The organism is Streptomyces sp. HUAS MG56 (assembly GCF_058673395.1).
This window is the reverse complement of the sequence record NZ_CM178722.1, coordinates 3,309,637-3,322,551: the sequence shown is the minus strand read 5'-3', so window position 1 is coordinate 3,322,551 and position 12,915 is coordinate 3,309,637. Positions and strand designations below refer to the sequence as shown.

Annotated in this window: 14 protein-coding genes; 8 read left to right on the top strand and 6 right to left on the bottom strand. The window is 71.3% G+C overall.

Features of this window, described 5'->3' with window-relative positions; translation table 11 throughout:
* Positions 1–59 precede the first annotated feature (59 nt).
* The 3 genes from AC4OXY_RS15810 to AC4OXY_RS15800 all read left to right on the top strand — a co-directional run bounded on the left by AC4OXY_RS15810 (position 60) and on the right by AC4OXY_RS15800 (position 2,509).
* A complete protein-coding gene (locus tag AC4OXY_RS15810) occupies positions 60–563 on the top strand; it encodes a GNAT family N-acetyltransferase (RefSeq protein ID WP_356031109.1) in 504 nt (167 codons plus the stop codon).
* A gap of 78 nt (positions 564–641) precedes the next feature.
* Positions 642–1,361, top strand: a complete 720-nt coding sequence (locus AC4OXY_RS15805) for a DsbA family oxidoreductase (RefSeq protein ID WP_356030996.1) — start codon at positions 642–644, stop codon at positions 1,359–1,361.
* Positions 1,362–1,456: 95 nt separating this feature from the next.
* On the top strand, positions 1,457–2,509 hold the full coding sequence (locus tag AC4OXY_RS15800; RefSeq protein WP_356030997.1) for an aminotransferase class V-fold PLP-dependent enzyme: 1,053 nt from the start codon (positions 1,457–1,459) through the stop codon (positions 2,507–2,509).
* A 91-nt stretch (positions 2,510–2,600) separates the two neighbouring features.
* Here AC4OXY_RS15800 and thpD read toward each other — a convergent pair whose 3' ends face one another.
* From thpD to AC4OXY_RS15770, 6 genes are all read right to left on the bottom strand, one after another.
* Positions 2,601–3,488, bottom strand: coding sequence for an ectoine hydroxylase (gene thpD / locus AC4OXY_RS15795; RefSeq protein ID WP_356030998.1), 888 nt, complete (start codon positions 3,486–3,488; stop codon positions 2,601–2,603).
* Positions 3,489–3,493: 5 nt separating this feature from the next.
* Positions 3,494–3,898, bottom strand: coding sequence for an ectoine synthase (locus tag AC4OXY_RS15790; RefSeq protein ID WP_362818925.1), 405 nt, complete (start codon positions 3,896–3,898; stop codon positions 3,494–3,496).
* Between the two features lie 40 nt (positions 3,899–3,938).
* Positions 3,939–5,210 (bottom strand): diaminobutyrate--2-oxoglutarate transaminase, encoded by a 1,272-nt coding sequence (gene ectB, locus AC4OXY_RS15785; protein WP_356031000.1) that lies wholly within the window; start codon positions 5,208–5,210, stop codon positions 3,939–3,941.
* 56 nt (positions 5,211–5,266) lie between these two features.
* Positions 5,267–5,785: a diaminobutyrate acetyltransferase gene (gene ectA / locus AC4OXY_RS15780; RefSeq protein ID WP_356031001.1), complete on the bottom strand. Its 519-nt coding sequence runs from the start codon at positions 5,783–5,785 to the stop codon at positions 5,267–5,269.
* 266 nt (positions 5,786–6,051) lie between these two features.
* Positions 6,052–6,588 carry a DinB family protein gene (locus AC4OXY_RS15775; protein WP_491994093.1) on the bottom strand — a complete coding sequence of 179 codons (537 nt, stop codon included), beginning with the start codon at positions 6,586–6,588 and terminating at the stop codon, positions 6,052–6,054.
* Between the two features lie 308 nt (positions 6,589–6,896).
* On the bottom strand, positions 6,897–8,006 hold the full coding sequence (locus tag AC4OXY_RS15770; protein WP_491994092.1) for a pyridoxal-phosphate-dependent aminotransferase family protein: 1,110 nt from the start codon (positions 8,004–8,006) through the stop codon (positions 6,897–6,899).
* Between the two features lie 167 nt (positions 8,007–8,173).
* Here AC4OXY_RS15770 and AC4OXY_RS15765 point away from each other — a divergent pair, with 167 nt between their 5' ends.
* The 5 genes from AC4OXY_RS15765 to AC4OXY_RS15745 all read left to right on the top strand — a co-directional run bounded on the left by AC4OXY_RS15765 (position 8,174) and on the right by AC4OXY_RS15745 (position 12,882).
* A complete protein-coding gene (locus AC4OXY_RS15765; RefSeq protein ID WP_356031004.1) occupies positions 8,174–9,028 on the top strand; it encodes a basic amino acid ABC transporter substrate-binding protein in 855 nt (284 codons plus the stop codon).
* Positions 9,029–9,032: 4 nt separating this feature from the next.
* Positions 9,033–9,869: an amino acid ABC transporter permease gene (locus AC4OXY_RS15760; RefSeq protein WP_362818917.1), complete on the top strand. Its 837-nt coding sequence runs from the start codon at positions 9,033–9,035 to the stop codon at positions 9,867–9,869.
* Positions 9,866–10,657: an amino acid ABC transporter ATP-binding protein gene (locus AC4OXY_RS15755; RefSeq protein ID WP_491994091.1), complete on the top strand. Its 792-nt coding sequence runs from the start codon at positions 9,866–9,868 to the stop codon at positions 10,655–10,657. The genes AC4OXY_RS15760 and AC4OXY_RS15755 overlap by 4 nt, the downstream gene beginning before the upstream one ends.
* Before the next feature lie 18 nt (positions 10,658–10,675).
* Positions 10,676–11,767 carry an amidohydrolase family protein gene (locus AC4OXY_RS15750; RefSeq protein WP_376290909.1) on the top strand — a complete coding sequence of 364 codons (1,092 nt, stop codon included), beginning with the start codon at positions 10,676–10,678 and terminating at the stop codon, positions 11,765–11,767.
* Positions 11,768–11,931: 164 nt separating this feature from the next.
* Entirely contained in the window at positions 11,932–12,882 is a 951-nt protein-coding gene (locus AC4OXY_RS15745; protein WP_356031110.1) for an SCO1860 family LAETG-anchored protein, read from the top strand.
* Positions 12,883–12,915: the final 33 nt, after the last annotated feature.

Below are 12,915 nucleotides of genomic sequence, written 5' to 3'. Positions count from 1 at the left end.
CACCTCCGGCGTGCCGGCGGGCACGGAACCGCACCGTGGGAGAGCGCGTCCTCAACGGCATGATCAGTGACCGAGTGACGGGCGCCCGCGTGATCCGCACCGCCCTGCCCGCCGAGGCCGAGGTGATCGCCGCACTGCATCACCGGGCGCGCTCGACGTACTACCCGGACGGTCTCCCGGACGACGGCATCGACTGGACCGCCGCCTGGCGCGGCGCCGTCGAGCGCCCCGACGGGCAGGTGCTGTGCCTCGTCGACCGGGGCGCCATCACCGCCGTCGCCTCCTTCCGGCCCCCGGCGGACGGCCCCGACGGCACGGTCAAGCTGTTCCAGTTCCACGTCGACCCCGACCGCTGGCGCTCCGGAATCGGCACCGATCTGCACGCGGCCTGCGTGGAGCAGTGGCGCGCCGATCGCAGGCGGAGCGCGGTGCTCGACGTGCACGTGGACAACGCGCGCGCCCAGTCCTTCTACGCCCGTCAGGGCTGGCTCCCCGACCCGGAGAACCCGCCGGCCGACGGCGACCACCATCTGTTCCTGCGCTTCTCCGTGCCCGGGGAATGAAACGGGCTGTTTGAACGTTCACGTACCGGGAGCGGGGAGAGCCCTCGCGCCCGTACGACCCGGAGAAGAGCCGTGAGCATGCGCGTCGAGATCTGGACGGACATCGCCTGTCCCTGGTGCTACGTCGGAAAGGCACGGTTCGACAAGGCCCTCGCCGCCTTCCCGCACCGCGACGAGGTCGAGGTGGTGCACCGCTCCTTCGAGCTGGACCCGGGCCGCGCCAAGGGCGACGTCCAGCCGGTGATCACCATGCTCACCAGGAAGTACGGCATGAGCGAGGCGCAGGCCGAGGCCGGCGAGGACAACCTGGGCGCCCAGGCCGCCGCCGAGGGCCTGGACTACCGCACGCGCGGCCGCGACCACGGCAACACCTTCGACATGCACCGCCTGCTGCACTTCGCCAGGGAACAGGGCGTCCAGGACCAGCTGATCCAGATCCTGTACCGGGCGAACTTCGCCGAGGAGCGGTCCGTCTTCACCGAGGGCGACGAGCGCCTGGTCGAGCTGGCCGTGGAGGCGGGGCTGGACGCGGAGGCCGTCCGCGCCGTGCTCGCCGACCCGGCCCGCTACGCCGACGAGGTCCGCGCCGACGAGCGCGAGGCCGCCCAGCTCGGCGCGAACGGCGTGCCGTTCTTCGTCCTCGACCGCACCTACGGCGTCTCCGGCGCCCAGCCCGCCGAGGTCTTCGCGCAGGCCCTCAGCCAGGCCTGGGGCGAGCGGTCCCCGCTGAAGCTGGTGGACCAGGGCGGGGCGCAGGCCTGCGGGCCGGACGGGTGCGCCGTACCGCAGCAGGACTGAAACCGCAGGTCGGGGCGGACGTATAAGGCTTCCTAAGCGAATCCACGTACATTTTCGCAATGGACGGGGGATGCCCTGCCCCGCACAGTAGGGGCATGGAGACCTTCGAGAGCCTCGTCCGTGCCGAGTTCAGCCCGAAGAACACCTTTCTGAACACCGCGAGCAGCGGCCTGCTGCCCGCCCGTACCGTCGCCGCCCTGCACGAGGCGGTGGCGATCAGGGCGGCGGGCCGGCCGCTGGACCCGCTGTTCGAGGACGTGGAGCTGGCCCGCGCCGCGTTCGCCCGGCTCGCCGGGGTGCCGGTGGCCCGGGTGGCGGCCGGTGCGTCGGTCGCCTCCCAGACCGGGCTGGTCGCCGCCTCGCTGCCCGCCGGCGCCGAAGTCCTCACCGCCGAGAACGACTTCACCTCCGTGCTCAACCCCTTCTACACGCGCGGCGACCTCAAGGTCCGTGCCGTACCGCTGGAGCGGCTCGCCGAGTCCGTGCGGCCCGGCACCGCGCTCGTCGCGGTCAGCGCCGCCCAGTCCGCCGACGGACGGATCGCCGACCTGCCCGCCCTGCGCGAGGCGGCCCGGGCGCACGGCACGCGCACCTACGTCGACTTCTCCCAGGCCGCGGGCTGGCTGCCGATGGCGGCCGGGGCCTACGACTTCACCGTCTCCACGACCTTCAAGTGGCTGCTCGGCCCGCACGGCGCCGCCTTCCTCGTCGTCCCCGAGGACTTCGGGGGCCTCGCCCCGCTGCTGGCGGGCTGGGTCGCGGCCGAGGAACCCTGGGACAGCTGCTACGGCCCGGTGGCCGAACTCGCCCGCTCGGCACGGCGGTTCGACGTCAGCCCCGCCCTGTTCACCTACACCGGCGTGCGCCACTCCCTCGCCCTGATCGAGGAGCTGGGCGTGGCCGCCGTGCAGGCCCACGACCTGGCCCTCGCCGACCGGTTCCGGGCCGGACTCGCCTCGCTCGGCCACGCGCCCCTGCCCGCCCCCGGCTCGGCGATCGTCTCCGTCCCCGGACTGGGCGGGCGGCAGGGCGAGTTGAGCCGCGCGGGCATCGAGGTGTCCGACCGGGCCGGCAACCTGCGGGCCTCGTTCCACCTCTACAACACGCCCGCGGACGTGGACCGGCTGCTGGACGTGCTGGCCGGCTGACGGCGCCGGTGACATGACCGGGCCGGAGCCTCCCGTCCCACACAGGAGGCCCCGGCCCGGGGTTCGCAGGCGTACTCCGGTACGCCGGGGGCTACTTCACCGGCGTGAAGTCCCGCGCCCCGATGAACTCCGGCCGCCGCACCGGTGCCGCGAAGGGCTCGACGGCCGCGTTGTCCACGCTGTTGAACACGATGAAGACGTTGCTGCGCGGGAACGGCGTGATGTTGTCGCCGGAGCCGTGCATGCAGTTGCAGTCGAACCAGGTCGCCGAACCGGCCCTGCCCGTGAAGAGCTTGATGCCGTACGCGCCCGCCATCTTCGTCAGCGCCTCGTCGGACGGCGTGCCCGCGTCCTGCATCTGGAGGGACTTCTTGTAGTTGTCCTTGGGCGTGGCGCCGGCGCAGCCCAGGAACGTGCGGTGCGAGCCCGGCATGATCATCAGGCCGCCGTTGGTGTCGTGGTTCTCGGTCAGCGCGATCGAGACGGACACCGTGCGCATGTTCGGCAGGCCGTCCTCGGCGTGCCAGGTCTCGAAGTCCGAGTGCCAGTAGAAGCCGCTCGCGCCGAAGCCCGGCTTGACGTTGATCCGGGACTGGTGGACGTACACGTCCGAGCCGAGGATCTGCCGGGCCCGGCCGACGACGCGCTCGTCGCGCACCAGGTTCGCGAACAGCTCGCTGATCCGGTGCACCTCGAAGACCGAGCGGATCTCCTGCGACGTCGGCTCGATGATCGAGCGCTCGTCGGCGCGGATCGCCGGGTCGGCGATCAGCCGGTCCAGCTCCTGCCGGTAGACCTCGACCTCGTCGGGGGTGATCAGCTGGTCGATCGCGAGGAAGCCGTCACGCTCGTACGACTGGAGGTCGCCGGTCGCGATCGGACCGGGCGTGTCCGGGGAGCCCCAGACGACCGGGTCCTGCCGGGGGACGCTCACCTCGGTGGCTCCGCGGCTGGGGTACAGATCGGTCAGGGTGGTCATGTCTGTCACACCTCCTCGGGCTCCGTCAGGAGCGGGTAGACGCCGTTCTCGTCGTGGTCCTCCCGCCCGGTCACGGGCGGGTTGAACACGCAGAGGCAGTGGAAGTCCTCCTTGACCTTCAGCGTGTGCCGCTCGTGGCCGTCGAGGAGGTACATGGTGCCGGGCGTGATCGTGTACGACGTCCCGGTCTCGTGGTCGGTGAGTTCGGCCTCGCCCCGGGTGCAGACGACGGCCTCGATGTGGTTGGCGTACCACATCGACGTCTCCGTGCCGGCGTAGAGGATGGTCTCGTGCAGGGAGAAGCCGACCCGCTCCTTGGCGAGGACGATCCGCTTGCTCTCCCAGGTGCCGGACTTCGCCTTCACGTGCCGGTCGGTGCCTTCGATGTCCTTGAACGATCGGACGATCACGGTGCTGTTCTTCCTCCTGGTTCGTGCGCTGGCGCGCCGGTCAGACGGTCTCGCGGACGGCGCGGGCGAGGATCCGCAGGCCCTCGTCCAGCTCGTCCGGTGTGATGGTGAGCGCGGGCAGCAGCTTGACGACCTCGCCCTCGGGGCCGGACGTCTCGATGAGCAGCCCGAGTTCGAAGGCCCGCTTGGCGACCCGGCCGGCCCGCGCCTTGTCGTGGAACTCCATGCCCCACACCAGGCCGCGCCCGCGGTACTCCTTGACGTCGGCGAGGTTCTCCTCGGTGATCGAGATCAGCGCCTGCTCGACCTGCTCGCCCCGGGACCGGGTCTGCTTCTCCATCGCCGAGCCGTCGGCCCAGTACGTCTCCAGCGCCGCGGTCGCGGTGACGAACGCGGGGTTGTTGCCGCGGAAGGTGCCGTTGTGCTCGCCGGGCTCCCACACGTCCAGCTCCGGCTTGAACAGGCACAGCGACATCGGCAGCCCGTAGCCGCTGATCGACTTGGAGACGGTGACGATGTCCGGGGTGATGCCCGCCTCCTCGAAGGAGAAGAAGGCGCCGGTGCGGCCGCAGCCCATCTGGATGTCGTCGACGATCAGCAGCATGTCCTGCCGCTCGCACAACTCCGCCAGCGCGCGCAGCCATTCGGGCCGGGCCACGTTGATGCCGCCCTCGCCCTGCACGGTCTCCACGATCACCGCGGCGGGCTTGTTGAGCCCGGAGCCCTGGTCCTCCAGCAGCCGCTCGAACCACAGGAAGTCCGGGACCGTGCCGTCGAAGTAGTTGTCGAACGGCATCGGGGTGCCGTGCACCAGCGGAATGCCGGCGCCGGCCCGCTTGAAGGCGTTGCCGGTGACGGCGAGGGAGCCCAGGGACATCCCGTGGAAGGCGTTCGTGAACGACACGATCGCCTCCCGGCCCTTCACCTTGCGGGCCAGCTTCAGCGCCGACTCCACGGCGTTGGTGCCGGTCGGGCCCGGGAACATGACCTTGTACGGCAGGTCGCGCGGGCGCAGCACCAGATCCTGGAAGGCCTGGAGGAAGGACCGCTTGGCCGTGGTCGACATGTCCAGGCCGTGGGTGACCCCGTCCCGGTCCAGATAGTCGATCAGCGCCCGTTTGAGCACCGGGTTGTTGTGGCCGTAGTTGAGTGATCCGGCACCGGCGAAGAAGTCGAGGTACACATGGCCGTCCTCGTCGAACATCCGGCTGCCCTGTGCGCGGTCGAAGACCGTGGGCCAGCCGCGGCAGTAGCTGCGCACCTCGGACTCGAGGGTCTCGAAGACACTGAGGTCGGGCTGGGTGATGGTCACGGTGAATCGCTCCTCGGGAGGGGGCTCGGTGGGGGGCTCGGCGGGAGGTACGGGGATCAGCGGGCGGTGACGCCGGTCAACGGGCTGATGCGGTACAGGACTTCGGGGTCGTGCGGGCCGTCCGGGAACAGCTCGGTGGGGAACAGCACCTCGCGTGCGAGGCGCGCCCCGTGCCGCTCGGCGAACGACGTGAACAGCCGCTCGGAGGCCGTGTTGCCGGGGGTGATGGTGGTCTCCACCTCGGTGACACCGCGCTCGGCGGTCAGCCGGGCGGTCAGCCCGTCCAGCAGCGCGGCGGCGATGCCGAGACCCCGGTGGGCGGAGTCCACCGCCACCTGCCAGACGAGCAGGGTGTGCGGGCGGTCGGGCCGCACGTAGCCGGTGACGAAGCCGACCGGTGCCCCGCCCGCGCCGCGCGCCACCGCCGAGGTGCCGGCGAAGTCCCGGCACCACAGCAGATAGCTGTACGAGGAGTTCAGGTCGAGGGTTTTCGAGTCCTTGGCGAGACGCCAGAGCGCGGCTCCGTCGGTCACCGCCGGCTGGTCGATGAGCAGGTCTGCGGGTGCGGCAGTCATGCGGCACGAATTTAGCGAGGCGAATTAGGAAATGCACGGCGGTCGTTGCCGGGCTGCGCAGAGAGCTCGGCGTTTTGCCCGGATTGCCCCACGGCAAATCCGGGCAAATCTACCTCGGTGTGGAGTGCGTCACAGCTAGGAATCCGTCAAGTGGCCGTACGAAACCTGTTGGAAAACTCCCCCGTTTAGCCTTGAAAAAAGCGGGCAGAAGAAGACGGGAAGCTGTCGTCCGGGAAATAGGAGGGAATTGTGAAAGGAAATTGAATTCAGGCGCCGGTGGTTCCGTCGATTTGTTCACGCAGAATGTCGGCGTGTCCGTTGTGCCGGGCGTACTCCTCGATGAGATGGATGAGCACCCAGCGCACACTGACCTCGGCGCCGGTCATCGGCCCGTCGGCGATCCGCCCGGTGTCCTCCAGGCTCCGCCCGGCGAGCAGCTCCCGCCCGCGCGCGATCTCCCGTCGCCAGACGCCCAGGGCCTCCTCCAGCCCGCGCCCGGGATCGAGCGCGTACCCCGCCCCCGCCTCGTCCCCGAACACCAGCGGCACGTCCAGCCCGCCCACCACCCGCTGGAACCAGTTCCGTTCGACCTCGGCGAGGTGCTGCACGAGCCCGAGCAGCGTCAGGGACGACGGCTCCGCCGGGGCGAGCCGGACCTGCTCGTCGTCCAGCCCGCGGCACTTCAGCTCCAGCGTGCCCCGGTGGAAGTCCAGCCAGCTTTCCAGCATGGGTAGTTCGGGCCCGGTCAACAGGGGGACGGGCCGGCCGTCGGGAAGGGTCTGCGGTGCCTGAGGTGTGGTCATGGCGGCAGCATGCCAGGCGGGTACGACAACGCCCCGCACGCGGCACGCGGTTGCGCCGGACACGGCCTTCGGCCGGGCCTCCTGCCTCGCTCGGCGTGGCGGTGAGAGGCGGGCCGGGCGCCGGTGCCGCGGGGCGGCCGGGGCCGGGTTCCTGTGGGCGGTCCGGAGATTCGGTACGTCGGCGGTCGGCCGTGGGTGGTCGGCGCAGGCGGAGGGCTGGGGCGTGGAGGTGTCGGGGGTGCGGTGTGACCGTCGGCTGCCGTGAGGAAGCTTGTGGCCGCGCGGCGGAGCAACGCGGCGGCGGAGCGCTACCGTCCCTCGGTCCAGGCCTTGTCCACGGCCCGCCGTGCCGCCTCCAGGTCCACGCCCAGGCCCTGCTCGGCGAGCGCCCCGCCCAGGGCCGCGAGGGAGCCCTGGACCGCGCCCGGCGTGGCATCCGCCCCGTAGTGGTTGACCCGGATCATCTCCTTCGCCAGCGCGCCCCCGCCCGCGACCAGCGGCAGCGTGGGGTCGCTCGCCAGCGCCCGGGCCACCAGCTCGGAGGCCACCACGCCCGCCGGCACCCGCAGGGTCGTCGCGACCGGCGCCGCGTCCCTCTCCTCGTACACGTACGGCTCCAGGCCGCCGCCCAGCGCCACCGCACCGGCCCGCGTGGCCAGCGCCGCGCCGCGGTGCCGGCCCATCACGGCGTCGAGGCCCGCCGACTCGATCCGCTCCAGGCACGCCTGAAGCGCCAGCATCTCCAGCTGGGCCGGAGCGTGCGGCAGCACCGCGCGGCCCGCGTCGGTCCAGCGCTCCTTCCAGTCCAGCAGGGACAGGTAGGAACGGCGCGGCGCGTGCGGGTTGGCCGCCATCCGGGTCCAGGCCCGCTCGCTCACCGAGATCGCCGACACGCCGGCCGGACCGCCCATCGCCTTCTGCGCCCCGATCACGCACAGGTCCACGCCCCACGCGTCCGGCAGCACCGGCTCCGCGCCCACCGAGGCGACCGCGTCCAGGTAGAAGAGCGCGCCGTGCTCCCGTACCACCTCGCCGATCTCCGCGACCGGGTTGGTGTTGCCGGTCGCCGCCTCGGCGTGGACGAGGGACACGAAGTCGATCCCGGGGTGCTCGGCGAACGCCTCGCGGACCTGCTCGGCCGTGACCGCCGTGTGGAAGGGGACCGTGATGTCGTGCACGGTCGCGCCGCAGGAGCGCAGCCAGTCGCCGAAGGTCTGCCCGTAGGGGCCTGTGATCACGTTCAGGGCCACCGTGCCCGGACCGGCCGCGCCGCGGATCGCGCCCTCCAGCGGCAGCACCGCCTCGCCCTGGGTGACCAGCACGTCCTGTCGGGTGTCCAGCAGCCGGGCCACCCCGTCCTCGATGGCGGCGAAGCGCTCGGCACTCAGCGGGGGCAGGTCGAGGAAGGGGTGCGTCACGGCGGGCTCTCTCTTCGTTCTCGGGTGGTTCCCGGATCTTCGGCCGGTGGGGTCGACTCCATCGATCTTAAGTGGAATGCCCCCGTTACCATCAGTTTGGTTTGAGGTACTCAAACTCTTCCTTATAATCGGAACCCAAAGGTCCCCCACAGAGAAGATCACTCCCCATGAAGACGTTCCTCGGGCGCCGGTCCCGCTTCCTGGCCGCCACCACCGCGACCGCCGCGCTGGCGCTCGTGGTCGCCGGCTGCTCCTCCAGCGGCTCGGGGGGCGGTCCGACGACCGTCAAGGGGGTCCACCTCGTCAAGGGCGGCCAGCTGACCACCTGCACCCACCTGCCGTACCCGCCGTTCCAGTCGGAGGTCGACGGCAAGGTGCAGGGCTTCGACGTCTCCCTGATCGACCTCGTCGCCAAGAACCTGGGCGTCAAGCAGCAGATCCTGGACACGCCGTTCGAGAACTTCAAGACCGGCGCCTTCCTGAACTCCGGCCAGTGCGACCTGGCCGCCGCCGGCATGACGATCACCGCCGAGCGCAAGAAGAACGTCGACTTCTCCGACCCGTACTTCGAGGCCACGCAGGCCGTGCTCGTCGCCAAGAACAGCGGCATCACCTCGTTCGCCGGCCTCAAGGGCAAGAAGCTCGGCGCGCAGGCGCAGACCACCGGTGAGGACTACGCCCGCGGCAAGGGCTACGACCCGGTCTCCTTCGCCTCCTCCGACGCGGTCCTCAACGGCCTGCGCACCGGCCAGGTCCAGGCCGTCGTCATCGACTACCCGGTGGTCCAGGGCTGGCTGAAGGACAAGGCCAACGCGAACGCGTTCAAGGTCGTCGACAACCTCAAGACCGGCGAGCAGTACGGCTTCACGGTCAAGAAGGGCAACAAGGCCCTGCTCGACGCCATCAACACGGCCCTGAAGGACGCCAAGGCCGACGGCACGTACAAGAAGATCTACGAGAAGTGGATCGGCCCGTACAACGCCTCCGTCGCCTCCCCGGCCGCCTCCGCCTCCGCGTCCTGACCCCATGGCCATCGACACGGACGCAGAACTCCAGCCGAGGAGAAGCGGTCTGACGCCCCGTCAGAGGCGTCGGCTGTCGCGCGGGGCGCAGTACGTCGTCTTCGTCGCCGCGGTGGTCGCGCTCGCGGCCGGCGCGGACTGGGGGCGGCTGAAGAACCAGTTCGCGCAGGCCCACATCGCGCGCCAGCTGTTCCCGGACCTCATCACGGTGGCCCTGAAGAACACCGTGCTGTTCACCCTGTCCGGGTTCGTGGTCGGCCTCGCCCTCGGCATGGTCATCGCCCTGATGCGCCTGTCGTCCGTGGGGCCGTACCGCTGGCTCGCCGGCGTCTACATCGAGATCTTCCGCGGCCTGCCCGCGCTGCTGATCTTCATCTTCGTGGGCACCGGCGTGCCGCTGGCCTTCCCGAGCATCGAGTACCCGGGCGGCATCTACGGCAAGGTCGCCGTCGCGCTCGGACTGGTCTCGGCCGCCTACATGGCGGAGACGATCCGCGCGGGCATCCAGGCCGTGCCCAGGGGGCAGATGGAGGCGGCCCGCTCGCTCGGGTTCTCGCCCGCCAGGGCCATGGTCTCCATCATCCTGCCGCAGGCCTTCCGCATCATCCTGCCGCCGCTGACCAACGAACTCGTCCTGCTCTTCAAGGACTCCTCGCTGGTGCTGTTCCTCGGTGTCACCCTGGAGCAGCGCGAGCTGTCCAAGTTCGGCAACGACCTGGCCAGTACGACGGCCAACTCCACGCCGATCCTGGTCGCGGGCCTGTGCTACCTGCTGATCACGATCCCGCTCAGCCTCGTCGTGCGCAGGATGGAATCCAAGGCCAAGAGGGAGATCAGGTGAGCCGCCCCGAGATCCGCGTCCGGGATCTGCACAAGTCCTTCGGCGACAACCAGGTGCTCAAGGGCATCGACCTGGAGATCGAGCAGGGCGAGGTCGTCTGCGTCATCGGCCCCTCCGGCTCCGGCAAGTCCACGCTGCTGCGCTGTGTGAACCTGCTGGAGGAGCCCACCAAGGGGCAGGTCTTCGTCGGCGGCACCGAGATCACCGACCCCGACGTGGACATCGACGCCGTACGCCGCCGGATCGGCATGGTCTTCCAGCAGTTCAACCTCTTCCCGCACCTCAGCGTCACCGAGAACCTCACGCTGCCCCAGCGCCGGGTCCTCGGGCGGGACAAGGCGAGCGCGGCGAGGACCGCCGCCGAGAACCTCGCCCGCGTCGGCCTGTCCGAGAAGGCGGAGGCGTATCCCGCCTCCCTCTCCGGCGGCCAGCAGCAGCGCGTGGCCATCGCCCGGGCCCTCGCCATGGGCCCCCAGGTGATGCTGTTCGACGAGCCGACCTCCGCGCTCGACCCGGAACTGGTCGGTGACGTCCTCGCGGTCATGCGCCGGCTCGCCCGCGAGGGCATGACCATGATGGTCGTCACGCACGAGATGACCTTCGCCCGCGAGGTCGCCGACCGGGTCGTCTTCATGGACGGCGGCGTGATCGTCGAGGACGGCACCCCGGCCCAGGTCATCGGCAACCCGCGGCACGAGCGCACCCGCCACTTCCTGTCCCGGCTGCTCGACCCGGCGATGGCCGAGGTGGAGGAGACCTCCGACCAGGTGGGCGGGCCCGCGCAGTAGCTCATTAAGGTGCAGTACATGAGCGATGGCGCCGTGCTGCACGTGAAGGGGCGGGTCCTCGTCGGGCCCGAGGACGTCCGCGACGAGCTGTGGGTGGTCGGGGGCAGGATCTGCCACGACCGCCCCGTCGGGGCCCGGGACGTCACCACCGTCGAGGGCTGGGTGCTGCCCGGCCTCGTCGACGCGCACTGCCACGTCGGCCTCGACGCGCACGGCCCGGTCGACGCGGACACCGCCGAGAAGCAGGCGCGCACCGACCGGGAGGCGGGCGCCCTGCTGCTGCGGGACGCCGGCTCGCCCTCCGGCACCCGCTGGATCGACGACCGCGCCGACCTGCCGAAGATCATCCGGGCCGGCCGGCACATCGCCCGTACCCGCCGCTACATCCGCAACTACGCGTGGGAGATCGAGCCCGAGGACCTGGTCGCCTACGTCGCCCAGGAGGCGAAGCGCGGCGACGGCTGGGTCAAGCTCGTCGGTGACTGGATCGACCGCGACCTCGGCGACCTGTCCGCCTGCTGGCCGCGCGAGGCGGTCGAGGCCGGTATCGCGGAAGCCCACCGCCTCGGCGCCCGCGTCACCGCGCACTGCTTCGCCACGGACTCCCTGCGCGACCTGGTGGAGTCGGGCATCGACTGCGTCGAGCACGCCACGGGCCTCACCGACGACCTGATCCCGCTCTTCGCCGAGCGGGGCGTCGCGATCGTCCCCACCCTCGTCAACATCGCCACCTTCCCGCAGCTCGCGACCGGCGGCGAGAGCAAGTTCCCGCGCTGGTCCGCGCACATGCGCCGGCTGCACGAACGCCGCTACGACACCGTGCGCAGTGCCTACGACGCCGGCATCCCGGTCTACGTCGGCACCGACGCCGGCGGCTCACTGGCCCACGGTCTGGTGGGCGCCGAGGTCGCCGAACTGGTCACCGCCGGCATACCGCCCGTGGCCGCCCTGTCCGCCACGACCTGGGGCGCCCGCGCCTGGCTCGGCCGGCCCGGACTGGAGGAGGGCGCACCGGCCGACCTGGTGGTGTACGAGGGCGACCCGCGCGCCGACGTACGGGTGCTGGCGGCGCCGCGCCGGGTCGTGCTGAACGGGAAGGTTGTGGAGTAGGAGAGGCGCCGGGGAACGCATGTGCTTCACGATTCGAAGAGGCGTGCGGAAACGGCCCGATTGAGTGAAGTAACCGGGGAACGCTGACCGTTCACCCGTAGTGCGTACAAGGTTGACGGGTCCCAAGCACGTTTCTTCCGGGGAGTCCCACCGCCTTGAACACCTTGACCAGAGCGAACTTCCGCATGCCCGCCCGTCGTCTCGCCGCCGTGGCGACGGTCACGGCCCTCGCCGCGGCACCCGCGGTCCTGGGCGCGGGCGCCGCGCACGCGACCGGTGACCACGGTCGCGCCTCCGCCGTCGTCCTGCGCACCGGGCTCGACGTGTCCCTGCTCAACAAGACCGTCGACGTTCCGCTCGCCCTCTCCCTCAACGAGGTCCGGGCGCCGCAGAGCGCCGACAGGACCGCGCTGTCCGCCCGGCTCGACGGGGTGGACGGCGGCCGGCCGTTCACCGTCCTCGGCGCGGACGTGGCCTCGGCGAAGGCCACGGTGACCGCGCGGCGCGCCGAGGGCTCGGTCCGGCTCGCCCACGCCCGGCTGCACGTCCCCGGCCTGCCCCTGCTGTCCCTGATCGAGGCCGACGCGGTCACCGCACAGGCGGTCTGCGAGGCGGGCAGGACGCCCGTCGCCGCCGCGAACGTCCTCGGCGTCACGGTCCTCGGCAAGCGCGTCACCCTCACCGCCGACGGCCCGACCGAGGTGAAGGTGCCCGGCGTCGGCGAGGTCCGCCTCGATCTGTCCCAGCGGCGCACCACGACCCGTACGGCCGCCGCCACCGCCCTCCAACTCAAGGTCTCCGTCAACCCGTTGAAGCTCAACGTCGCCGACGTCGAGGGCACGGTCACGCTCGCCGGGGCGACCTGCGAGTCCCCGACCGCCGCGTCCTCGGGCGACCCGGCGCCGAGCCACGACCCGGCCGCGGGCACGACGTCCGAGGACGCGCCCGGCAAGGCCGCCCCCGCCTCCGACGTGAAGCCCCAGGGCGGCACGTCGAAGAGCGACCTCGCCGAGACCGGCGGCAGTTCGGCGACCCCTTACCTGGCGGGCGGCGCGCTGGCGCTCGTCCTGGCGGGCGGGGGAGCGGTGGCCGTGGCCCGGCGCCGCAGGAGCTGACGCAGGGCTGAGGCAGGGCTGACGCCCTGGTGC

What these genes read in the sequence shown, in the direction of transcription:
- AC4OXY_RS15750 (WP_376290909.1), top strand. Translation starts at nt 10,676, where the DNA reads ATGAGCGATGGCGCCGTGCTGCACGTGAAGGGGCGGGTCCTCGTCGGG.
- AC4OXY_RS15775 (WP_491994093.1), bottom strand. Translation starts at nt 6,588, where the DNA reads ATGACCACACCTCAGGCACCGCAGACCCTTCCCGACGGCCGGCCCGTC.
- AC4OXY_RS15765 (WP_356031004.1), top strand. Translation starts at nt 8,174, where the DNA reads ATGAAGACGTTCCTCGGGCGCCGGTCCCGCTTCCTGGCCGCCACCACC.
- AC4OXY_RS15800 (WP_356030997.1), top strand. Translation starts at nt 1,457, where the DNA reads ATGGAGACCTTCGAGAGCCTCGTCCGTGCCGAGTTCAGCCCGAAGAAC.
- AC4OXY_RS15810 (WP_356031109.1), top strand. Translation starts at nt 60, where the DNA reads ATGATCAGTGACCGAGTGACGGGCGCCCGCGTGATCCGCACCGCCCTG.
- thpD (WP_356030998.1), bottom strand. Translation starts at nt 3,488, where the DNA reads ATGACCACCCTGACCGATCTGTACCCCAGCCGCGGAGCCACCGAGGTG.
- ectA (WP_356031001.1), bottom strand. Translation starts at nt 5,785, where the DNA reads ATGACTGCCGCACCCGCAGACCTGCTCATCGACCAGCCGGCGGTGACC.
- AC4OXY_RS15760 (WP_362818917.1), top strand. Translation starts at nt 9,033, where the DNA reads ATGGCCATCGACACGGACGCAGAACTCCAGCCGAGGAGAAGCGGTCTG.
- AC4OXY_RS15805 (WP_356030996.1), top strand. Translation starts at nt 642, where the DNA reads ATGCGCGTCGAGATCTGGACGGACATCGCCTGTCCCTGGTGCTACGTC.